This is a genomic window from Streptomyces sp. NPDC014891, assembly GCF_043081085.1.
Lineage (GTDB): Bacteria > Actinomycetota > Actinomycetes > Streptomycetales > Streptomycetaceae > Streptomyces.
In genome coordinates this window covers 684,234-705,866 of the sequence record NZ_JBIBWF010000001.1, presented here as the reverse complement: position 1 = coordinate 705,866, position 21,633 = coordinate 684,234, and the positions used below count along the sequence as shown (strand labels likewise).

The 21,633-nt window shown below is 74.1% G+C and carries 20 protein-coding genes, 1 tRNA gene and 1 pseudogene; 13 read left to right on the top strand and 9 right to left on the bottom strand.

The window, feature by feature from the left end; genetic code table 11:
- Nucleotides 1-27 precede the first annotated feature (27 nt).
- The 4 genes from ACF09E_RS02915 to ACF09E_RS02900 all read left to right on the top strand — a co-directional run bounded on the left by ACF09E_RS02915 (nt 28) and on the right by ACF09E_RS02900 (nt 4,288).
- Complete coding sequence (locus ACF09E_RS02915) at nt 28-603, top strand: PadR family transcriptional regulator (protein ID WP_392203541.1); 576 nt, start codon at nt 28-30, stop codon at nt 601-603.
- A 59-nt stretch (nt 604-662) separates the two neighbouring features.
- Nucleotides 663-2,393, top strand: coding sequence for an acyl-CoA dehydrogenase family protein (locus ACF09E_RS02910; RefSeq protein ID WP_392203540.1), 1,731 nt, complete (start codon nt 663-665; stop codon nt 2,391-2,393).
- Nucleotides 2,394-2,581: 188 nt separating this feature from the next.
- Nucleotides 2,582-4,072: a SulP family inorganic anion transporter gene (locus tag ACF09E_RS02905; RefSeq protein WP_392203539.1), complete on the top strand. Its 1,491-nt coding sequence runs from the start codon at nt 2,582-2,584 to the stop codon at nt 4,070-4,072.
- 131 nt (nt 4,073-4,203) lie between these two features.
- Nucleotides 4,204-4,288: transfer RNA gene (locus ACF09E_RS02900), tRNA-Leu, on the top strand.
- A gap of 83 nt (nt 4,289-4,371) precedes the next feature.
- On the opposite strand, the gene ACF09E_RS02895 is transcribed toward ACF09E_RS02900, so the two are convergent.
- Nucleotides 4,372-5,121: a GntR family transcriptional regulator gene (locus ACF09E_RS02895; protein WP_392203538.1), complete on the bottom strand. Its 750-nt coding sequence runs from the start codon at nt 5,119-5,121 to the stop codon at nt 4,372-4,374.
- A 296-nt stretch (nt 5,122-5,417) separates the two neighbouring features.
- Between ACF09E_RS02895 and ACF09E_RS02890 the strand changes: the two genes are divergently transcribed.
- The 6 genes from ACF09E_RS02890 (at nt 5,418) to ACF09E_RS02865 (ending at nt 12,058) form a co-directional block, all read left to right on the top strand.
- On the top strand, nt 5,418-6,536 hold the full coding sequence (locus tag ACF09E_RS02890) for an ABC transporter substrate-binding protein (protein ID WP_392203856.1): 1,119 nt from the start codon (nt 5,418-5,420) through the stop codon (nt 6,534-6,536).
- On the top strand, nt 6,536-7,435 hold the full coding sequence (locus ACF09E_RS02885; protein ID WP_392203537.1) for an ABC transporter permease: 900 nt from the start codon (nt 6,536-6,538) through the stop codon (nt 7,433-7,435). Before ACF09E_RS02890 ends, ACF09E_RS02885 begins: the two co-directional genes overlap by 1 nt.
- The gene (locus ACF09E_RS02880; RefSeq protein WP_392203536.1) at nt 7,423-8,361 is read left to right on the top strand and encodes an ABC transporter permease; all 939 of its coding nucleotides are present in this window, start codon (nt 7,423-7,425) and stop codon (nt 8,359-8,361) included. The genes ACF09E_RS02885 and ACF09E_RS02880 overlap by 13 nt, the downstream gene beginning before the upstream one ends.
- Nucleotides 8,362-8,363: 2 nt before the next feature.
- Nucleotides 8,364-9,461: an ABC transporter ATP-binding protein gene (locus ACF09E_RS02875; RefSeq protein WP_392203535.1), complete on the top strand. Its 1,098-nt coding sequence runs from the start codon at nt 8,364-8,366 to the stop codon at nt 9,459-9,461.
- Nucleotides 9,458-10,153 (top strand): HAD family hydrolase, encoded by a 696-nt coding sequence (locus ACF09E_RS02870; protein ID WP_392203534.1) that lies wholly within the window; start codon nt 9,458-9,460, stop codon nt 10,151-10,153. The genes ACF09E_RS02875 and ACF09E_RS02870 overlap by 4 nt, the downstream gene beginning before the upstream one ends.
- 312 nt (nt 10,154-10,465) lie before the next feature.
- The gene (locus ACF09E_RS02865) at nt 10,466-12,058 is read left to right on the top strand and encodes a TROVE domain-containing protein (protein ID WP_392203855.1); all 1,593 of its coding nucleotides are present in this window, start codon (nt 10,466-10,468) and stop codon (nt 12,056-12,058) included.
- On the opposite strand, the pseudogene ACF09E_RS02860 reads toward ACF09E_RS02865, so the two are convergent.
- The 5 genes and pseudogenes from ACF09E_RS02860 to rox all read right to left on the bottom strand — a co-directional run.
- Nucleotides 12,021-12,303: pseudogene (locus ACF09E_RS02860) on the bottom strand (DUF6891 domain-containing protein); the annotation flags it as partial. The gene ACF09E_RS02865 and the pseudogene ACF09E_RS02860 overlap by 38 nt on opposite strands.
- 14 nt (nt 12,304-12,317) lie before the next feature.
- Nucleotides 12,318-13,325: a HEAT repeat domain-containing protein gene (locus tag ACF09E_RS02855; RefSeq protein ID WP_392203533.1), complete on the bottom strand. Its 1,008-nt coding sequence runs from the start codon at nt 13,323-13,325 to the stop codon at nt 12,318-12,320.
- A 3-nt stretch (nt 13,326-13,328) separates the two neighbouring features.
- Nucleotides 13,329-14,000, bottom strand: a complete 672-nt coding sequence (locus ACF09E_RS02850; RefSeq protein ID WP_392203532.1) for a HEAT repeat domain-containing protein — start codon at nt 13,998-14,000, stop codon at nt 13,329-13,331.
- Nucleotides 14,001-14,110: 110 nt separating this feature from the next.
- A complete protein-coding gene (locus tag ACF09E_RS02845) occupies nt 14,111-14,806 on the bottom strand; it encodes a 4'-phosphopantetheinyl transferase family protein (RefSeq protein WP_392203531.1) in 696 nt (231 codons plus the stop codon).
- 138 nt (nt 14,807-14,944) lie between these two features.
- Entirely contained in the window at nt 14,945-16,372 is a 1,428-nt protein-coding gene (gene rox, locus ACF09E_RS02840) for a rifampin monooxygenase (RefSeq protein WP_392203530.1), read from the bottom strand.
- A 386-nt stretch (nt 16,373-16,758) separates the two neighbouring features.
- Between rox and ACF09E_RS02835 the strand changes: the two genes are divergently transcribed.
- Nucleotides 16,759-18,177 carry an amidase gene (locus ACF09E_RS02835; protein ID WP_392203529.1) on the top strand — a complete coding sequence of 473 codons (1,419 nt, stop codon included), beginning with the start codon at nt 16,759-16,761 and terminating at the stop codon, nt 18,175-18,177.
- 63 nt (nt 18,178-18,240) lie between these two features.
- Here ACF09E_RS02835 and ACF09E_RS02830 read toward each other — a convergent pair whose 3' ends face one another.
- Nucleotides 18,241-18,570, bottom strand: coding sequence for a plasmid stabilization protein (locus ACF09E_RS02830; RefSeq protein WP_361863393.1), 330 nt, complete (start codon nt 18,568-18,570; stop codon nt 18,241-18,243).
- A gap of 137 nt (nt 18,571-18,707) precedes the next feature.
- The gene (locus ACF09E_RS02825) at nt 18,708-19,298 is read right to left on the bottom strand and encodes a DUF6328 family protein (protein ID WP_392203528.1); all 591 of its coding nucleotides are present in this window, start codon (nt 19,296-19,298) and stop codon (nt 18,708-18,710) included.
- Between the two features lie 247 nt (nt 19,299-19,545).
- Here ACF09E_RS02825 and ACF09E_RS02820 point away from each other — a divergent pair, with 247 nt between their 5' ends.
- The gene (locus ACF09E_RS02820; RefSeq protein ID WP_392203527.1) at nt 19,546-19,941 is read left to right on the top strand and encodes an STAS domain-containing protein; all 396 of its coding nucleotides are present in this window, start codon (nt 19,546-19,548) and stop codon (nt 19,939-19,941) included.
- Nucleotides 19,942-19,972: 31 nt separating this feature from the next.
- Nucleotides 19,973-20,530, top strand: coding sequence for an ATP-binding protein (locus ACF09E_RS02815; protein ID WP_392203526.1), 558 nt, complete (start codon nt 19,973-19,975; stop codon nt 20,528-20,530).
- Between the two features lie 178 nt (nt 20,531-20,708).
- On the opposite strand, the gene ACF09E_RS02810 is transcribed toward ACF09E_RS02815, so the two are convergent.
- Nucleotides 20,709-21,617, bottom strand: coding sequence for a SigB/SigF/SigG family RNA polymerase sigma factor (locus ACF09E_RS02810; RefSeq protein ID WP_392203525.1), 909 nt, complete (start codon nt 21,615-21,617; stop codon nt 20,709-20,711).
- Nucleotides 21,618-21,633: the final 16 nt, after the last annotated feature.

Genomic DNA, 21,633 nt, shown 5'->3' with positions numbered 1-21,633 from the left:
CAACGAGTTGCATAGAAGGATTCCGGTGTGGCGATCGAACACGCGATTCTCGTGTCCCTGCTGGAGAAGCCCGGGTCCGGCTACGAGCTGGCCCGCCGTTTCGAGCGGTCCATCGGATACTTCTGGACGGCCAGCCACCAGCAGATCTACCGCGTCCTCAAGCGGATGGAGACCGACGGCTGGACCGACGTCCGCGACGTGCCGCAGCAGGGCCGTCCGGACAAGAAGGAGTACACCGTCGCCGACCTCGGGCGGGCCGCCCTGTCCAGCTGGCTGCACGAGCCCATCGAGCCCGAGAGCATCCGGCACGACCTCGCGGTGAAGATCCGGGGCGCCGCCTTCGACGACCCCGCCGCGCTGATCACGGAGGTCGAGCGGCACCACCGGGCGCACACCGACCGCCTCGCCCACTACCTGGCCGGCGAGGCCCGCGACTTCCCGGCGCCGCCCGCCCCCGACGCGCCCGCGGCCACCGGCCCGCTCGACGCCGGCCGTGAGCTCCAGCACGTCGTCCTGCGCGGCGGCATCGCGTACGAGCGCATGACGCTCGCCTGGCTCGACGACGTCCTCGCCACCCTCCACCGGCTCGCCGCCACGCGCTGAGGCGCGCCCCCGCACCGCCACGACCACCACGCACCCCACCGGACCGAAAGACGGAGCCCATGGCCGACTCGCTGCTCTTCAACCCGCACACCTACGACCCGGCGCACTTCGACCCGGAGACCCGGCGGCTGCTCCGCGCCACCGTCGACTGGTTCGAGGCCCGCGGCAAGCGCCGGCTGATCGAGGACTACCGCACCCGCGCCTGGCTCGGCGACTTCCTCGCCTTCTCCGCCAAGGAGGGACTCTTCGAGACCTTCCTGACGCCCTCCGCCGAGGCCGGCGACGCCGGGGACGGGACGGACAAGCGCTGGGACACCGCCCGGATCGCCGCCCTCAACGAGATCCTCGGCTTCTACGGCCTCGACTACTGGTACGCCTGGCAGGTCACCATCCTCGGCCTCGGCCCGGTCTGGCAGAGCGACAACGCCGCCGCCCGTGCCCGCGCCGCCGAACTCCTCGCCCAGGGCGAGGTGTTCGCCTTCGGGCTCTCCGAGAAGACCCACGGCGCCGACATCTACTCCACCGACATGCTCCTAGAGCCCCTGGCCGACGGCGGCTTCCGCGCCACCGGTTCCAAGTACTACATCGGCAACGGCAACGCCGCCGGACTGGTCTCCGTCTTCGGCCGCCGCACCGACGTCGAGGGCCCCGACGGCTACGTCTTCTTCGCCGCCGACAGCCGCCACCCGGCCTACCACCTGGTCAAGAACGTCGTCGACTCCTCCAAGTTCGTCAGCGAGTTCCGCCTGGAGGACTACCCGGTCGCCGCCGAGGACGTCCTGCACACCGGCCGGGCCGCCTTCGACGCCGCGCTCAACACCGTCAACGTCGGCAAGTTCAACCTGTGCACCGCCTCGATCGGCATCTGCGAGCACGCGATGTACGAGGCCGTCACCCACGCCCAGAACCGCATCCTCTACGGCCGCCCGGTCACCGCCTTCCCGCACGTGCGGCGCGAGCTGGCCGACGCGTACGTCCGGCTGGTCGGCATGAAGCTGTTCAGCGACCGCGCCGTCGACTACTTCCGCTCCGCCGGTCCCGAGGACCGCCGCTACCTCCTCTTCAACCCGATGACGAAGATGAAGGTGACCACCGAGGGCGAGAAGGTCATCGACCTGATGTGGGACGTCATCGCCGCCAAGGGCTTCGAGAAGGACAACTACTTCGCGCAGGCGGCCGTCGAGATCCGCGGCCTCCCCAAGCTGGAGGGCACGGTCCACGTCAACCTGGCGCTGATCCTGAAGTTCATGCGGAACCACCTCCTCGCCCCGGCCGACTACGCGCCCGTGCCGACCCGGCTGGACGCGGCCGACGACACGTTCCTCTTCCGGCAGGGACCGGCCCGGGGACTGGGCTCCGTCCGCTTCCACGACTGGCGGCCGGCGTACGACGCGTACGCGACCGTGCCGAACGTCGCCCGCTTCCGCGAGCAGGCCGACGCGCTCTGCGCGTTCGTGCGCACCGCCGCGCCCGACGAGGAGCAGAGCCGCGACCTCGACCTCCTGCTCGCCGTCGGCCAGCTCTTCGCGCTCGTCGTCCACGGCCAGCTGGTCCTGGAGCAGGCGCGCCTGACCGGCCTCGACGAGGACGTCCTCGACGAGCTGTTCGCCGTGCTCGTCCGGGACTTCTCGGCGCACGCCGTGGAACTGCACGGCAAGGACTCCGCGACCGAGCCGCAGCAGGCCTGGGCGCTCGGCGCCGTCCGCCGTCCGGTGGTCGACGAGGCCCGCTCGGGCCGGGTCTGGCAGCGCGTGGAGGCGCTGTCGGGGACGTACGAGATGGCGCGGTAACGGCCCGCCGTCGAGGACCGGTCCCGGAGGCCCCCGGGACCGGTCCCGTAGAATCGTCCGCGGCGTGGGCGGCGTACGGCGGCCCCGCCGTCGTCATGTCGGGGCCGAAGGCGCCCCCGGCCCCGTTCCCCCACGCCCCGGATCCGTCCCCCGAGGGGCGTGCCCACGCGTGACAGGTTCCCCCTCCCTTGTCCTCTTCGTCCGCCCGTGCGTCCCTCGCACGCCTGCGTCCCGACTGGCTGACCGACCCCGCGGTGTGGCGCACCGAGGTGCTGGCCGGTCTGGTCGTCGCCCTCGCGCTGATCCCCGAGGCGATCTCCTTCTCGATCATCGCCGGGGTCGACCCCGCGATCGGCCTCTTCGCCTCCTTCACCATGGCCGTGACCATCGCGGTCGTCGGCGGACGACGGGCGATGATCTCCGCCGCGACCGGTGCCGTCGCGCTCGTCATCGCCCCGCTCAACCGTGAGCACGGCTTCGGGTACCTGGTCGCCGCCGTGATCCTGGCCGGTGTCTTCCAGGTGGTGCTCGGCCTGCTCGGGGTGGCGAAGCTGATGCGGTTCATCCCGCGCTCCGTGATGGTCGGATTCGTGAACGCGCTGGCCGTCCTGATCTTCATCACCCAGATGTCGGAGCTGACGGACGTCCCCTGGGCGGTCTATCCGCTCCTGGCGGCCGGACTGCTCCTGCTGGTGTTCCTCCCCAGGATCACCACGGTGGTCCCGGCGCCGCTGGTCTCCATCGTGGTCCTCACCGTCGTGACCGTGGGCGCCGGGATCGCCGTCCCCACGGTGGGGGACAAGGGCGAGCTGCCGTCCGCGCTGCCGACGCCCGGTCTGCCGGACGTGCCGTTCACCGCGGACACCCTGACGACGATCGCGCCGTACGCCTTCGCGATGGCGCTCGTCGGTCTGATGGAGTCCCTGATGACCGCCCGGCTCGTCGACGACATCACCGACACCCCCTCGGACAAGACCCGCGAGTCCGTCGGCCAGGGCGTCGCGAACATCGTCACCGGCTTCTTCGGCGGCATGGGCGGCTGCGCCATGATCGGCCAGACGATGATCAACGTGAAGGTGTCCGGTGCCCGGACCCGGCTGTCGACGTTCCTCGCGGGGGCGTTCCTGTTGGTGCTCTGCATCGTCTTCGGGCCGCTCGTCTCCGACATCCCCATGGCCGCGCTCGTCGCCGTCATGATCATGGTCTGCTTCGCGACCTTCGACTGGCACTCGATCGCCCCCGCGACCCTCCGGCGCATGCCCGCCGGGGAGATCGCCGTCATGGCGATCACCGTGGTGTGCGTGGTCGCCACGCACAACCTCGCCGTCGGCGTCGTCGCCGGCTCGGTCACCGCCGCGCTGATCTTCGCGAGGCGGGTGGCCCGCCACGCCGAGGTCACCGCCGTGACCGGTCCCGACGGCACGGTCTACCGGGTGACGGGCGCGCTGTTCTTCGCGTCGGTCGACGGGCTCGTGGACCGGTTCGCGTACGCCACGGATCCGGACCGGGTCGTCATCGACCTCTCGGCGGCCCACGTCTGGGACGCCTCGTCCGTCGCCGTCCTCGACGCGATCGCGGCGAAGTACGCGCAGCGCGGCAAGACGGTGGAGATCACCGGCCTGAACGGCCCCAGCGCCGCGCTGCACGGCCGGCTCAGCGGTGAGCTCGTGGGCGGCTGAGGGGGAGGGCCGCGGGACGCCCCGGCCGGGCCCCGCGGCCGTCCCGGAAACGAAGGTGAAGTGCAGGTCAGAGCCCTGATATATTCATCTTGTCGCCGCGAGTGATCACCACTCGCCGGGACGCACACCTTGTCCGGGTGGCGGAATGGCAGACGCGCTAGCTTGAGGTGCTAGTGCCCTTTATCGGGCGTGGGGGTTCAAGTCCCCCCTCGGACACGACGGTTCGCCGTACGAAGCGGTGGTCGGGAGCACTCCCGGCCACCGCTTCGCCGTTTCCGCCCCCGGGCCGCCCGCCCGCCTCACGTCAGCAGCGCGCCCGGGTCCCTCACCAGCGGCGCCGTGCCCACCGAGTTGCTCACGTTGAACGTCACGCTGCCCGCCCGGTAGCGGTCGTCGGTCCACTCGATCGGGCGCCCGTCCGGGTTGCTGGTGAGGTGCCGCTGGCGCAGCAGCGGGCTTCCCCTGCGGACCCCGAGGAGCCGGGCGTCGTCGCTGCCGGCCGGGACGGCGTCGATGAGGTGCTCGCCGTAGTGGGCGACGATCCCGGCCTCCTCCGCCATGCTGTCCATGATCGAGGCGCAGTCGACGGGCAGCGCCTCGACCACGGGGGCCACCCAGCCCGCGTACGCCGTGCGCTCCACCATCACGGGCTCGTCGTCCAGCAGCCGCAGCCGCAGGACGTCCAGGACCCCGCCGCCCTCCGGCAGGACCAGCCGGCGGGCCTCCTCGGGGCCGGCCGGCCGTCGCTCCCGGTGCAGGAAGCGGCTGGTGGCCCGGTAGCCCATGGCCCGGGCCCACTGGGCGAAGCTGTGGAGCTCGGCGAAGCTGTGCCGGCGCTCGCGCCGCAGGACGATGCGGCGGGCGCCCTGGCGGGAACCGACGAGGCCCTCCGAGGTGAGCAGGGCGACGGCCTGGCGCACCGTGCCGCGCGAGGCGGCCCAGCGGGCGGCGAGGTCGCTCTCGGACGGCAGCCGGGCCCCGACGGCGTACTCGCCGCTGAGGATCGAGCGGCGGAGTCCCTCCGCGATCTCCACGTAGAGCGCCGTCACGGCATCCCCCTTCCCTCGCGCGACTGCGCGCAGTCGGTCACGGCGTGTGCTGTCCCGGGATCAGCCTAACCCGACCGCACGGTCTTTTCGTGAGGTGCCCGCTCCTCCCAAGTCCACCGCATTCACCTGCTGTTCACCGCATCCGGCTCTTCCGTGAGGCGCCCGGATCCGGTCATGCCCCGTTCACTTCGCGGACAGGACACCCGGGCGAACTGAGGGCGGCTTGTTCAGACAAGTTCCTTCACTCGCCTCTGGGAGAACCCGTGCGCAGAACCCCTCTCCGCGGTGCCGCCGTGCTGCTCGGCGCCACCGTCCTGACCACCGTCACCGCCTGTGGTGCCGCACCCGAGGGCGCGGCCGGTGCCGAGGGCGGCGGGGCCGAGGCGGCCACCGCGACCTCGGCCCAGGACTTCGGCGGCATGGACGCCCTCGTCGAGGCGGCCAAGAAGGAGGGCGCCCTCCACGTCATCGCGCTGCCGCCGGACTGGGCCAACTACGGCGAACTCATCAAGACCTTCGAGACCAAGTACGGCATCAGGATCGAGAGCGAGAACCCGGACGCCGCGAGCGCCGACGAGATCGCCGCCGTCAAGTCCCGCAAGGGGCAGAAGCGCGCCCCCGACGTCCTCGACCTCGGCATCGCCTTCGCCCGCAGCGGCGCCGAGGAGGGACTCTTCGCCCCGTACAAGGTCGAGGCCTGGGACAAGATCCCCGCCGCCCAGAAGGACGAGGCCGGCCGCTGGTACAACGACTACGGCGGCTACGTCTCCATCGGCTGCGACGCCAAGCGCATCCCGAACTGCCCCAAGACCTTCGCCGACCTGCTCAAGCCCGAGTACAAGGGCAAGGTCGCACTCAACGGCAACCCGACCAAGTCCGGCTCCGCCTTCGGCGGCGTCTACGCGGCCGCCCTCGCCAACAAGGGCTCCTTCGCCGACATCCAGCCCGGCATCGACTTCTTCGGCAAGCTCAAGCGGAGCGGCAACTTCATCCCCGTCGAGTCCACCCCGGCCACGGTCGAGAAGGGGGAGACCCCCATCAGCATCGACTGGGACTACCTGAACGCCGGCTACGCCGACCAGTTCGCGGACAAGGGCGTCGACTGGCAGGTGGCCGTGCCCGCCGACGGCGTCTACGCCCAGTTCTACTCGCAGGCCGTCAACAAGGACGCCCCGCACCCCGCGGCCGCCCGCCTGTGGATGGAGTTCCTCTACAGCACCGAGGGCCAGAACCTCTGGCTCAAGGGCTACGCCCGCCCGGTGCTGCTCCCGGCCATGACCGCCGACGGCACCGCCGACAAGACCCTCGTCGCGAAGCTGCCCGCCGTCACCGGCACCCCCGCCTTCCCGGCGTCCGCCGAGCTCGACCAGGCCAAGGCCACCCTCGCCGAGAAGTGGGACAAGGCCGTCTCCTGATGTCCGACGCCTCCTCCACCCCCACCGGGGGACCCGCCGGCGGCACCCGCCGCCGGCGGCGCGGCCCGCGCACCTGGCTCGCCGCCCTCCCCCTCCTCGCCTTCACCGGCCTGTGCTTCGGCCTGCCGCTCGGCGCCCTCCTGTACGGCGCCGTGACCCGCACCGACCCCGGCACCGGCGCCACCGCCCTCACCGGCGAGCACCTGAGCCGCTCCCTCCAGGGCCCCTACCTGGGCTCGCTCGTCGGCAGCGTGCAGCTCTCCGCCCTCACGGCCCTCCTCGGCTCCGTCCTCGGCGTCCTCATCGCCCAGGCGGTCGTCACCTCCCGCTCCCGGATCCTGCGCGACGCCGTGCAGACCGCCTCCGGCGTCCTCGCCAACTTCGGCGGCGTCCCGCTCGCGTTCGCGTTCATCGCGACCGTCGGCATCTCGGGCGTCGTGACCCGGCTCGCCGACCTCGACAGCCTCGGCTGGAACCTGTACTCGTTCACCGGACTCGCCGTGGTCTACCTGTACTTCCTCGTCCCGCTGATGGTCCTGGTGATCCTCCCCGCCCTCGACGGCCTGCGCCCCCAGTGGCGCGAGGCCGCGCAGAACGCGGGCGCCGGCGGATGGCAGTACTGGCGCCACGTCGGCATCCCCGTCCTCGCGCCGTCCCTGCTCGGCGGGTTCGTGCTGCTCTTCGGCAGCGCCTTCGCCGCGCACGCCACCGCGGCCGCCCTCGTCGGAGGCTCCGTCCCGCTGGTCACCCTCAAGATCGCGGACGCACTCTCCGGGAACGTCCTCGTCGGCCAGGAGAACGTCGCGCTCGCCCTCGGCCTCGACATGATCCTCGTCGCCGGACTCGTCATGGCCGTCCACCTCCCCCTCCAGCGCAGGAGCGCCCGATGGCTGCGATGACCCCCACCGCGCGGGAGGCCGCACCACAGCCCGCCGCCCCCACGGCCCCGCCGCCCGCCCGCGGGCGGGCCCGCCGCAGGCCCCGCGTCTGGCGCGGACTCGTCCTCGCCCTCGGCGGCGCCTACTTCCTCGTCCCGCTGATCGCCTCGTTCGTGTTCACCGTGCACACGCCCGGCCGGGGCGTCTCCTTCGAGGCGTACACCGAACTGCTCGCCGCCGACGGCTTCACCGAGAGCCTCCTGCTCTCGCTCGGTCTTGCGGCCGCGACGATCGCCCTCGCGCTGCTGCTCGTCGTGCCCGCCCTCGTTGCCGTACGGCTCGGGGCGCCGCGCCTGCGGCCCGTCGTCGAGGTGGTGTGCATGCTGCCGCTGGTGGTACCGCCCATCGCGCTGGTCACCGGCATCAGCACCGTGCTGCGCTGGGGCCCCGACCACCTCTCCCGGACCCCGCTCTACCAGACGTTCCTCGCGGTGCAGAACGAGAGCTTCCCCTTCGTCCTGGTCCTCGCGTACACGGTGCTGGCCCTGCCCTTCGTGTACCGGTCCCTCGACGCCGGACTGCGCGCCGTCGACGTCCCCACCCTCGTGGAGGCCGCGCGCAACTGCGGTGCGGGCTGGCCCCACGTGATGCTCCGCGTCGTCCTGCCCAACCTCCGCCCCTCCCTCGCGGGCGCCGCCTTCCTCACCCTGGCCCTCGTCCTGGGCGAGTTCACCATCGCCTCGCTGCTCGGCTTCCGGCCCTTCGCCGTGTGGATCGTGTCCATCTCCGGGGCCCACGCCCGCATGTCGGTCGCCGTGTCCCTGCTCAGCCTGGTCGTCACCTGGCTCCTGCTGCTCCTCCTCTCCCGGGCGGGTACGGCGCCGACCGGCACACCCGGCGCACCGAGCCCCGCCCGCCCGTCCCGCACCTCGCCCAAGGAGTCCTGACCATGTCCTCGTCCACAGCGGCACCAGCGGCGGAGCGGACCGAGCCGGTCGCCCCCGGCGGGGCGCGCGTCGAGTTCCGGGGCCTGCGCCGCGCGTTCGGCGGCACCACCGCGCTCGACGGACTCGACCTCACCGTCGAGCCCGGCGAACTCCTCGCCCTGCTCGGCCCCTCGGGCTGCGGCAAGACCACCGCGCTCCGCGTCCTCGCCGGCTTCGAGCGCCCCGACTCCGGCGAGGTCCTCGTCGACGGCGCCGACATCACCCACGTCCCGGCCAACCGCCGGGACGCGGGCATGGTGTTCCAGTCGTACAGCCTCTTCCCCCACCTGACGGCCGCCGAGAACGTCGCCTTCGGCCTCCGCGTACGGAAGGCCGGGACGGCCGAGCGGCGCGCCAGGGCAGCCGAACTCCTCGGCCTCGTCGGCCTGCCCGAGCACGGCGACCGCTACCCGCACCAGATGTCCGGCGGTCAGCAGCAGCGCGTCGCGCTCGCCCGGGCGCTCGCCCTCCGCCCCCGCGTCCTGCTCCTCGACGAGCCGCTCTCCGCGCTCGACGCCAAGGTCAGGCTCAGCCTCCGTGAGGAGATCCGCCGACTCCAGCTCTCCCTCGGCATCACCACGGTCTTCGTCACCCACGACCAGGAGGAGGCGCTGTCCATGGCCGACCGCGTCGCCGTCCTCAACGCCGGACGGCTGGAGCAGTGCGCCGCCCCGGCCGAGCTCTACCGCCGCCCGGCCACCCCCTTCGTCGCCGAGTTCGTCGGCACGATGAACCGCCTCCCGGGCCTCCTCACGGACTCCGGCGAGGTGGCGGTGGCGGGCACCCGGCTCCCCGTCGACGGCGAGGCCCCGCGGCTCCGCGAGGTCGACGTCCTGGTCCGGCCCGAGAACGTCACCGTCACCGAGGCCGCCGACGGGGACGCGACCGTCGTCTCCACCTCCTTCCTCGGCTCCGTCACCCGCGTCCACCTCGACCACGCCGGTACGCGCGTCACGGCGGACCTCTCCTCCCGGACGGCCGGCGGGCTCGTCCCCGGCGCCCGCGCGACCCTCGGCCTCGCCCCGCACCCCGCGCTCGTCGCGCCGAGGGCGGAGCGGTGACCGAACTCGCCGCCGTCCTCTTCGACATGGACGGCACCCTCGTCGACACCGAGGTCCTCTGGTGGGAGGCCACCGCCGAGACCGCAGCCCGGATCGGCCACCGGCTGACGGACGCGGACGCCCCCGAGGTCGTCGGCCGCGCCGTCCCGGACACCGCGGCCCACCTCGTCCGCGTGACGGGCCACACGGACGAGGACGGCCTGGCGGCGGAACTGGCCTCCGCCTTCCAGGAGCGGGTCGACCGGGGTGCGCCGCTGCGCCCGGGCGCCGCCCGGCTGCTGGCCGGACTCGTCGCGGAGGGAGTCCCGTTCGCCCTGGTGAGCGCCTCGCCGCGGCCGGTCGTCGACTCGGTGGTCGGGGGCGCGCTCGCGCACGTCCCCTTCGCCTTCACCCTCTCGGCCGACGACACCGCGCGGACGAAGCCGTACCCCGACCCCTACCGCGCCGCCGCCCGCAGGTTCGGCGTCCCGGAGGCGGCCTGCCTGGCCGTCGAGGACTCCCCGGACGGAACGGCGTCGGCCGACGCGGCGGGCTGCACGGTCCTCGTCGTGCCGTCCATGCTGCCCGTGCCCGGGGGGCCGGGCCGGATCTTCGCGGAGACCCTGGAAGGGGTCTCGGTCGCGGGACTGCGCCGCCACGTCGCCGAAGGCCGCGGCCGGTCCGCGGCGGGCGGGACGGCGACGCGCCCGTGAGGCGCGGGGCGGCCGCCGGCTCGTCGGGGGCGGGATAATCGGTGGCGTGCGGTTCGGCGGCCCGCCTAGGTTGGCTCCCGCGACCGCGCCTCCGGTGCGCCCGGCTGCGGCTACTTCTTCCGAAAGCCAAGTGACGCCGCCGCCACCTCCGATCTCGGCGGCGCGGCCGCCCCGGCCCGGTGGACCCTACCCGGGCCGTCCTTTCCTCTTCCTCGGATCCGGGGGGATTCACTGCCTCGCTACACCCGACGCGTCTCGAAGACCTGGTCCGAGATGCTCGTGGCCCCGCACGTCGCGGCGGCCGCCCGCGCGATGCCCGTACGGCCGGCGCCCCCGGCCCCCGCCCCCGCGCACCCCACCACCTACGAGGGCGGTCCCGCCTTCACCAGGGAACCCCGCGACGAGCTGTTCCTGCTCGCCGTCGGCAACTTCGTCTCGCAGCCCGCCGGTTACGAGAGCGGCGCGGAACGCGACGGGCGCTACGCGCGGCTCGTCGGCGAACTCGCCGTGGCGGACCCCGCGTGGACCGCCGGACTGCTGCGCTGGCTCCGCGGCGAGGGCGACATGCGCACGGCGTCCCTGGTGGGCGCCGCCGTGTACGTACGGGCCCGGCTGGCGGCCGGGGCGACCGACGGCCCCTCCAACCGGTCCGTCATCGACTCCGTACTCCAACGCGCCGACGAACCCGGGGAGTTGCTCGCCCACTGGACCGCCACGTACGGGCGGACCGTGCCGCAGCCCGTGAAGCGCGGCATCGCCGACGCCGTGCGCAGGCTGTACTCGTCACGGTCCCTGCTGAAGTACGACACCGCGTCCCACGCGTTCCGCTTCGGCGACGTGCTCAACCTGGTGCACGCCGCGCCCGACCCGGCCAAGCCCTGGCAGGGCGCCCTCTTCCGGTACGCCCTGGACCGCCGCCACCACCCGGAGGCGGCCGTGCCGCCGGAGCCGGACGCCGTGCTCACCGCGCACCGCGCCCTCATGGAGCTGCCCGTGGACGAGCGGCGGGCCGTGGTCACCGGACCCGGGGGCACCGAGCGGCTCGCAGCCGCGGGCATGACCTGGGAGGCCCTGGCCGGCTGGCTGCACGGACCGCTCGACGCCGCCGTGTGGGAGGCCGTGATCCCCGCGATGGGCCCGATGGCCCTGCTGCGGAACCTGCGGAACTTCGACTCCGCGAAGATCTCGGCCGAGGCCGCGGCCTCCGTCGCCGCCCGGATCTCGGACGCCGACGAGGTCGCCAGGTCCCGGCAGTTCCCCATGCGCTACCTGGCCGCACGCAGGAACGCGCCCAAGCGGCGCTGGGCCGCCGCGCTGGAGGAGGCCCTGGGCCACTCCCTGGCCAACGTGCCGGCGCTGCCCGGCCGGACGCTGATCCTCGTCGACCGCTCTGACTCCATGTTCTGGGACGCCGTCTCGGCACGGTCCAAGCTCACCAGGGCGGCCGCGGCCGCCGTGTTCGGCAGCGCGCTGGCCCTGCGGGCCGAGCAGGCGGACCTGGTGGAGTTCGGCTGGTCCAGCAAGGAGGTGCCCTTCACCCGGGGCGAACCGGTCCTGGACGTGCAGAAGCGCTTCCACCGCCTGGGCGGCACCCACACCACGAAGGCCGTGCGCGAGCACTACCGGGGGCACGACCGCGTCCTGATCGTCACCGACGAGCAGGCCGCGCCCTGCCTCCCCGGGGGCCCGGCGGAACCGGTCCCGCCGGAGGTCCCCGTGTACACCTGGAACCTGGCGGGCTACCGGCCGGCCCACGCGCCCACCGGTCCGCACCGCCACACCTTCGGCGGGCTGACGGACGCGGCCTTCCGGATGATCCCCCTCATCGAGTCCGGCCGACGTGCCGGCTGGCCCTGGGCGGCGGACCTCAGCCGACCGGACGGCGGCGCCGGTCCAGCGGGGTGACGGTGACGGCCTGGCCGGGGCCCCGGTCCCACGCGGTGGAGAGGCCCACCGCCTCCAGGGCCCTCACCACCTCGTGCCCCACCGCGGTCGTCGTCGCGGAGGGAGCCGTCGAACCCGCCGTACAGCGGGGTCAGTCCGTGGCCCGCGGCGGCGGAGTCCGTGCACCAGGTGGGGAAGGAGACGAAGCCCCGGGCGCCCGGGGCACCCTCCGCCCCGATCTCGGACTCACCGCAGGCGCGGCAGCAGCCGGTCGCGGCTCCTAGTCCCTCTCCCTGAGCGAGCGGACGTACGTCGCCGTCAGCGCCACCGCCCGGTCTTCGTCGTGCACCAGGGCCTCCAGGGCACCTGACGCCGCGTCCCCCGGGATGTCCGCGAGGGCCTGCGCGAGCCGCCGGCGCACCGCCGGGGCGTCGCCCGCCGCCGCGAGGCGGGCGACGAGACCGGCGGCGATCCCGTCCGCCCGCCCGGGGCGCGCCGCCAGCGCGGCGAGCACGTCGGCCGCGTCGACGTCGTTCGTCTCCGCCACGACCATGTCGATGAGCGCCGGGACCGCCTCGTCCGCCCCGCGCGCCCCGAGCGCGACGGCCGCGTGCCCGCGGACCGAGGGGTCGGTGTCCCCGAGCGCCTCGTGGAGCAGCGCGGTCGCCTCGTCGCCGGTGATCTCGGCCAGGGCCTCCACCGCACGCTCCCGCACCTCGGCCGCCGGAGAGCCGAGGCCCTCCGCGAGGAGCGGGAGCGCCCCGCCGCCGCCCGGCTGCGCCAGCGCCCAGCGCAGGGCGCCGGCGACGTGCGGGTCCGTCTCGGTCAGGGCCGCCTCGACCAGCGCCTCGACGGGCACGGGGCTCTCCTCGCCCGCGGACAGTGCCGCCCGCTGCCGGCGGCCCGCGCTCTCCGACCCCAGCCCGTGCAGGAGGCCCACGATCTGCAGGACCTCCTCCCAGTCCGCGGGCCCCGCGGCGCCGATCCTGAGGAGCCGGGTGAGCAGGGCCGTCTCGGCCGCGATGCGCTCCCGCGTCCCGCGGACGAGGTCCTCGACGAGCTCCGCCGGTGCGAAGCCCGGATCGTCGAGTGCGCTCCCCACCTCCCGCAGCGACAGTCCCAGCGACCTCAGGCTCTCGATGTGGAAGATCCGCCGGATGTCCTCGCCGGAGTACTCCCGGTAGCCGGACCCGGTGCGGCCCGTCGGCCGCACCAGGCCCAGCGACTCGTAGTGCCGGAGCATCCGGGCACTGACCCCGGACCGCCGCGCCACGTCGCCGATCCGCATGCGCTACCGCTCCTCCGGGCCGGTCGTCCCGAGCACCGCCACGCGCTTGGCCTCCTCGATCGCGAACTCGAACCCGGCGTCCGGGTCGTGGAGCAGCCGCTCCGTGGCGATCGCGTGCCTGCGTGCGCCCGGGGAGCCCGCGGCCGTCACCTCCGCCAGCGTCGGCAGCGCGGCCTCGCCCAGGGCGATCAGCGCCCTGCTGAGGCTCAGCTGCGTCTCCCGCCCACCGCGCCCCAGCTGCGTCGCCAGCGCCCCGGCCAGCGCGGCCCGCTCCTCCTCGGGCGCCAGCACGACCGCCGCCCGCCACGCGCTCCGCGCCACCTCGTCGTCCGCGTCGGTCAGCAGCTCGTGCGTGATCGCCGGCCACGCACGCGGGTCGCCGATCTTGGACAGGGTGTGCAGCGCCTGGCTCCGGGCCTGGGGCCGCTCCGAGCGGACCTCGCCGAGCAGCCCCGGGAGGGTGAGGTCCGGCGCGTGCCGGGTGAGGGCCCAGGTGAGCATCTCGCGCACCGAGAAGTCGGGCTCGACCGCGCAGCGGCCGACGAGGGCGCCGACGAACCGCGGGTCGGGTGCCGTACCGGCCGCGAGCGCCGCCCGGAGCCGTACCGACGCGCGGTCGTCCGCGAGGCCCAGGAGGGCGCGTGTCACGCCCGTGTCGTGTGTGGCCATGGTCATGGGAACCACCTCCTTGCCCGCAGTCAAGACCTTGTCATCGTGTCAAGGTCAAGCGCGGCGCCACGCCGACGGTGCGGCGGGGCGCCGCCGACCCGTCCCTGGTGAGGGGCCTACGGCCGGGCGAGCGCCACCGCGGCCGCGTACGAGGGGGCGACCCGCACGTCGGTGAGCGACCAGCCGGGTACCGGGGCCGGCTCGGGGCCCATGCCCGTGTACGTACGGTCGAGGCCTCCGGCGAGTCCCTCCCCGGTGCCCTTGAGGTAGGCCTCCTTGCGGGCCCAGCACTGGGCGAACGCGGCCGGGCGGGCCTCCGCGGGAAGCCGCGCGAACTCCTCGCGCTCCCTCGGGTGGAGGCTGTCCGCCACGAGGGTCGACACCTCGGCCTCCGGGTGCGCCTCGACGTCCACGCCGACGGGCGCGGCGGCGACGCCGACGAGTGCGAGGTCGCCGCTGTGCGACAGCGAGAAGTGGAGCCCCCCGCCGCGCACGGCCGGCCGGCCGTGCGGACCGCCGCAGACCGGGCAGTCCTCCCGGACGAACACCACCTGCTCCGGCCGCGTCCCGAGATAGTGCCCGAGCAGCCGCCGGAGTCCGCCGTGGGCGGCGAGGTAGCGGGCCCGGTGGTCCTCCCGGATCAGGGCCTTCCACCGGCGGTGCTCCTCGGCGTCGAGGAGGGCGGGCGCGCCGGGGTCCTCCGTCATGGGCAGCAGCCACAGGGCCACCGTTCCGTCGGCGACGGGCAGGACGGCCGACTCGGGTGTCTCGCCGGCGCGCAGCACTCGTACGGGGGTGGTCTCCATGGTCATGCCACCATTCTGCACGGCCCGCCGGACCTGTCCGGCCGCCCACCGGCCCGGCCCACCGGCCCGCGTGCGCGGGCAGCGGGCCGGGCGGGGCAGCCGGCCGAAGCGGCCACCGGCCGAAGCGGCCACCGGCCGACGGCGTCAGCCGGTCGGCGTGCCGAACCACCTCGACAGTCCCGCGAACAGCTCCTGCTGGTCCGCGCCGGCCCAGGCCACGTGCCCGTCCGGCCGCAACAGGACCGCGGGCGCGTCCAGTTCCGCGTCGGTGTCGACGACGACGTCGACCCGGTCCGCCCAGCCGCCGACCGACAGCAGGCCGGTCCGGTCGAGGAGGAGACCGCGGCCCTCGTGCATCCGCTCGTAGAGCCGTCCCTGCTTCAGCTCCAGGTCGCGCAGCCGCCTCCCCACCGGCTCGTCGCCCCCGCCGAGGTCGTAGCGCACCGAGATCGCCGTGATCTTCTCGATCAGGTACCGGTTGACGTCCTCGAACTCCACGAGTTCGGCGAGCAGTCGGCGCACGGCCTGCGCCCCCGGCTCGGTCGACATGAGCTGGATCTGCGCCCGGGTGTTGTCCAGGACCTCCGTGGCCACCGGGTGGCGCTCGGCGTGGTAGCTGTCGAGAAGGTCCGCGGGCGCCCAGCCGGCGACCGCGGCGGCCAGCTTCCAGCCCAGGTTGAACGCGTCCTGGAGGCCGAGGTTGAGCCCCTGACCGCCGGTCGGCGGGTGGATGTGGGCCGCGTCGCCCGCGAGGAACACCCGGTCGACCCGGTACCGCTCGGCCTGCCGGGTGGCGTCCCCGAACCGCGACAGCCAGCGCGGCGCGTGCGCGCCGAAGTCGGTCCCCGCGGTCGCCCGCAGCTGCTCCTTGAACTCGTCGAGCGTCGGTGCGGCCGAGCGGTCCTCGGCCACCCCGCTCGCGGGCACGACGACCCGGTACACCCCGTCGCCCAAGGGCATGGCGCCGAACCTGAGTTGCGTCTTGCGCACCTCCGTCATGACCGCGGTCAGCTCGTCCTGCGTGACGTCCAGCTCCATCTCGCCCAGCAGCGTCTCCACGCGGGAGGGCTCGCCGGGGAACGCGACGCCGAGCAGCCTGCGCACCGTGCTGCGGCCGCCGTCGCAGCCGACGACGTACCGGGCGCGGAGCTCCTCGCCGCCGGCCAGTCCGACGGTCACGCCGTCCGCGTCCTGGCTCAGCGCGACGACCTCGCGGCCACGCCGGATCTCCGCCCCGGCCTCCACGGCGTGCTCCGCCAGCAGGCGCTCGGTGACCTGCTGCGGGATGGCCAGTACGTAGGAGTGGGCGGTGTCCAGACCGTCCGGCCACTTCTTCGCCAGGCCGGCGAAGAAGCCGCCGACCGCAACCTGCTGTCCGAGGGCGAGGAACCGGTCCAGCAGGCCGCGCTGCGCCATCACCTCGATGCTGCGCACGTGCAGGCCCTGCGCCCGCGACTGCACCGTCGGCTCGGCCTCCTTGTCCAGTACGAGCACGTGGACGCCGTGCAGCCGCAGCTCGCCGGCCAGCATCAAGCCGGTCGGACCGCTGCCCACAACGATCACGTCAAACATGGGTACCGCCCCGTTTCGATAGGTCGCGTCCATTCGGCCGCCGTCGCCCGGGCACCCGCGCCCTGCCGTGGGGGAGGGGCCTCGGGCCGTCGATCTCCGCAGGTCGACGGCGACGGCTGCAGATTCTGCAGCACGACGGGGGCCTTGCCGCAAGGCCCCCTGTGCGCTATATCTTGAGAGTGGCGAGGAGATGTTCGAACTCCTTGCCCTTTTTGTTTCTCATCCTCCGGCGCCTCCGGAGCGGCCGCCCGCGGGGCCGCCCGTTCGGCCGCGCCCGCCCGCACACGTCCCCCGAACGCCTCGGACGCCTCCGGCCACTCGCGTGTTACTGGTTGGTAGGGCATGCTGGCGGTCAACCATCCACACGGCCGGGGGCTGAGGCAGCGGTGACGACTTTCGAGGAACAGACCACGGTGCACGCGTTCCGGGACGACGCCCTGGGCGAGCACGACGCCGTCGGACTGGCCGCGGCGATCCGCCGCGGCGAGGTCGGGGCCGCCGAGGCCGCCCGGGACGCGGCCGCGCGCGTACGGGAGGTCGAATCCCGGCTCCACGCGGTCCAGACGTACGCCGACGCGCCCTCGCCCGCCGGGGCCCCGGCCGCCGGGGCCTTCGCCGGAGTGCCGACCTTCGTCAAGGACAACACCGACTACCTGGGCCTGCCCACCGGCCACGGCAGCGCGTCCTTCACCCCGCGCCCCGCCCGCGGCCACGCCCCCTTCGCCCGCCAGCTCCTCAGCAGCGGCGTCACGGTCCTCGGCAAGACCCGGCTGCCCGAGTTCGGATTCAGCCCCTCCACCGAGTACGAGGGCGCCGAACCCGTCCGCAATCCGTGGAACACCGGCTACTCGGCGGGCGGTTCGTCCGGCGGAAGCGCCGCGCTCGTCGCCGCGGGAGCGGTGCCGATCGCCCACGCCAACGACGGCGGCGGGTCGATCCGGATCCCCGCCGCCTGCTGCGGCCTCGTCGGCCTCAAGCCGACCCGGGGCCGGGTCGTGACCAACGCCCAGAGCGGCCGGCTCCCGCTGGACATCGTCTCCGACGGCATCGTCAGCCGCTCCGTACGGGACACCGCCGCGTTCCTCGCCGCCGCCGAGACCCACTGGCGGAATCCGAAGCTCCCGCCCGTGGGGCTCGTCGAGGGCCCGTCCGGGCGTCGGCTGCGCATCGGGTACCTGATCGACTCGCCGAACGGCGTCACGGCCGACGCCGTGACCCGCGCGGCCGTCCTGGACACCGTCGCCACGCTCGAACGGCTCGGCCACACCGCGGAACCGGTCGAGCTGCGCCTCGACCCGCGCTTCACCGAGGACTTCCTGACCTACTGGGGGATGCTCTCGTTCCTCCTCGGCGTCACGGGCCGGACCCTGGGCCAGGGCTTCGACCGGGGCCGGATGGACGGCCTCAGCCGGGGGCTGCGCGAGGAGTACCTGAAGGGCTGGCGGACCACGCCGGGCGTGCTGCGGCGGCTGAGGCGCACGAAGGAGGCGTACGCGGCGGCCTTCCGCGGACTCGACCTCGTCCTCACCCCCGTACTGGCCCACACCACCCCGAGGATCGGCCACCTCAGCCCGACCGTGCCGTACGCGACGCTCGTGGGGCGGATCCTCGCGTACGTGGCCTTCACCCCGGTCAACAACGTCGTCGGGACGCCGTCGATCTCGGTTCCCGCCGCCACCGCGACCGAGGACGGGCTGCCCGTCGGGGTGATGTTCTCCGGTCGTCCCGGCAGCGAACGCACCCTCCTGGACGTCGCGTTCGGCCTGGAGGCGGACCGCCCGTTCCGACGCGTCCAGGACGTCTGACGCGGCCGGCGCGGCCGGACACCCCGAGGTGTCCGGCCGCGCCGGTCCGCGTTCCGCGGGCGATCAGCCCGCGTCGTCGAGGGCGCGCTTCAGCTGCGCCTTGTTCATCTTCGAGCGCCCGTCGACGTTCCGGCGCCTGGCCTCCTCGTACAGCTGCTCGTAGGTGCGCCCCCGGGCCCCGCTGTGGGAGCGCCGGCCGCCGCGCTCGCCGGACGACATGTCCTCCAGGGAGAGCCGGCTCGCGGTCTCGGACTCGCCGTGCCGGGCGCGCTCCTTGTTCACGGTGCGGGCGGCGATCTCCGCGGCGCGCTCCTCGCTCTCGCCGCGCCGCTCGGCACTCTCCTTGATGTGCTCGTACTGCCGCTCCCGCTTGGGGCTCGATCCGCGAGGCATGACGTGCTCCTTCCCGTGGGACCCGCCGCCGGTGCGCCGGTCGCGCGTGCACCGGTCCACGTACCGGTGGCCGGGCGGCGCTCCCGTGCGGCTACCCGCCGCCGTGGACCGTACGCACCGGAACTCCGGCACCTGGCTCAGTCCTCCCGCTGCACGGTGTGCCGGGCGCGGGCCCAGAACGGCAGCGCGAACCAGCACAGGAGGTACCAGGCGAGGACGGCGCCCACCAGCCACGGCACGAACTCGTTGTCGGTGGCGACCCGGAGGATGAGGATGAGCGCGCTGGTGAGGGTGGCGACCAGCAGCAGTATCCCGGTGAAGGTCAGCCGGGACGCCCAGTCGACCGCCTTGTGCTTGATCTGCCGCCCCGACACGATCCGGTGGAAGGACACCGGGCCGATGAGCGCGCCGGCTGTCAGGAACCCGAGCACCACCGTCGCGACGTAGATCGCCTCGTCGGTCGGACCGAGCTCGGCGTACCGGGGGGTGAACACGACCGTCAGGAGGAAGCCCAGGAGGATCTGGACGCCGGTCTGCACGACGCGTATCTCCTGCAGCAGGTCCTGCCACTGACGGTCGGCGCGCTCGTCCGGCGTCTCCTGGCGCCCGCGGGGGTCGTCGTCCGTTCTGGGACGTGCGCGGCCGCCGTCCTGCGCGGATCTCTCGGCTCCACGCCGGTCCTCCTCCACCCGCACGGTCTCCCCGTGTCCGTGCTCGCGGTCCGTCATCCGTCTCACCCTCCGGTTCCAAGGGGCCGCGTGGGCCCGGGTCGTAGCACGCGTGTTCCCCGTCCGGCCGGTCGCAGCCGCTCCGCCGCTCCTCTTCGTCGGTTCGTACAAGAGTCCGGTCGGGAGCCGCCCCGAGCAGCCGCGGATGCGCCACACGGCGGGCGGCCTCCGTTCGCCGCGGCCGGACTCCCCGGCGTATCGTCGGCCTCAGTTCGGAATGCTGCGCCGACGGGAACCGGGGTGCCGGATGCCAAGGGATGCGACGGGGACGGACGTGGCCGGGCCCGACCCGGGACCCCGCCTGACAGCCGAGGTCCGGTGGCGCGGCGACACGGCCGTCGTCACCGTCACGGGGGAGCTGGACCGCGACTCCCAGGCGCTCCTGCACACCGTGCTCACCGAGGTCCTGGACCGGCGTCCCGAGCGGGTCGTCGTGGACTGCGCCCTGCTGACGTTCTGCGATTCGACCGGGCTGAACCTTCTGCTCACGACGCGGCTGGAGGCGACCGAGGCCGGCAGCCGGCTGGAACTCGCCGCGCTGCGCCCGCCCGTCGACCGGGTCTTCGACGTCACCGGTGTCGTGGCGGTCTTCACGGTGCACGACGAGCTGCCCGCGGAGCTGGCCGAGGGGGAGCACCTGTGACGAAGGACGGCGGCGCGCGGCGGAGGCACCCATGACGGAACCCGTCCGGTCCAGGGGCCAGATCCGGCGGCTCGTGCTGCGGAGCGGAGAGTCCGTGGTCGCGCGGTGCCGGGACTTCTGCCGGGTGGCGCTCGGAGACTGGGACTGGCCCGGCGCACCCCGGGACACCGGGCTCACGGAGGAGGAGCGGGACCTCGCGATCGAGGACGTGCTCCTGATCGTCTCGGAGGCCGTCACCAACGCCTGCCTGCACGCGGGCGGTCCCACGGAGCTGGTCGTCCGGCTCGTCCCCGGCGATCCGCCGCGGGGAGAGGGGGACGGGACGGCGCCCCCGGCCGGGAGCCTGCGGATCGAGGTGCACGACCGGAGCAGCAGGGTTCCGGCGTTCCGGCCCCGGGGTGCGCCGGGCCAGCCCGGCGGCAACGGCCTCATCGTGATCGACCGGCTCGCCCGGGCCTGGGGGACCGTGCCCCGGGACGAGGGCGGGACGGGCGAGCTCGGCAAGGCCTTCTGGATGGAGGTGGCGCCCCCGGTCCCGCAGAGCGGCCCGCCGCCGGCCGGCGAGGCGTCGCGGGCCGAGCCCGGCTGAGCCGCCGGGGGAGCCCTGTCCGGACGCCCCGCCCGGCTCCGGACGCCCGCCCCGCTCTGGATGCCCCGCCCGGCGACCCGCGCGACACCTCCGCGCCCCCGATACCGCTCCCGTCTCCGTAGCCGAACACGCTCGGCGGCCCCGGGTGCGGAGGGCACCCGGGGCCGCCGGTACGTGGTCAGTCCTCCGTCAGTTCCGTCCGCAGACCGCCGAGGATGCGGCTGAGCAGGCGGGACACGTGCATCTGCGAGAGGCCGAGGCGTTCGCCGATCTCCGCCTGCGTCAGCTCCTCGCCGAACCGCAGCGCCAGGATCGTGCGGTCGCGCTCGCCGAGAGCGGCGACGAGGGGCTTGAGCGCCTCCAGGTTGTCGATCTTCTCGAAGGCGTCGTCGTCGCCGCCGAGGGAGCGGGCGAGCAGGCCGGGACCGCTGTCGTCGTCGTCCGCGGGAACGTCGAGCGACCGGCTGGTGAAGCCGTTCGCGGCGATCCGGCCCTCGCGCAGCTCGGCCTGGGTGAGGTGCAGGCGGTCGCCGAGCTCGGCGGAGGTCGGCGGGCGCCCCAGCTCCTGTTCGAGGGCGTCCCCCGCCTTGGCCAGGTCGAGCCTCAGTTCCTGGAGCCGCCGCGGCACGTGCACGCTCCAGCCGGTGTCCCGCAGATGGCGCCTGATCTCGCCGAGCACGGTCGGCAGCGCGAAGGACATGAACTCGTTGCCCCGCGCGGGGTCGAACCGGTTGATGGCCTTGATCAGACCGACGGTGCCGACCTGGACGATGTCCTCCCAGGACTCGTTGGAGCGGCGGAAGCGGGTCGCGGCGTACTTGACCAGGCTGAGGTTCAGCTCGACGAGGGTGTTGCGCACGTACGAGTAGTCCGCCGTGCCCTCCTCCAGCGAGCGCAGTCGCTCGAAGAGGCCCATCGACAGCGTGCGGGCGTCCGCGGTGCTCACCGCCAGCGGGTCGGCGATCTCCGGAAGCCCGGCCAGGGGCTCGGGAACGCGACGCACGGACCCGCGGGTGCTGGGCGCCGCCCGGTGGGCCTGGCCGGCGGACGGGCCGCGGCTACGGACGGTGGTGCGGTGGTTCGTCATCAAGGCTCCTCGTCGG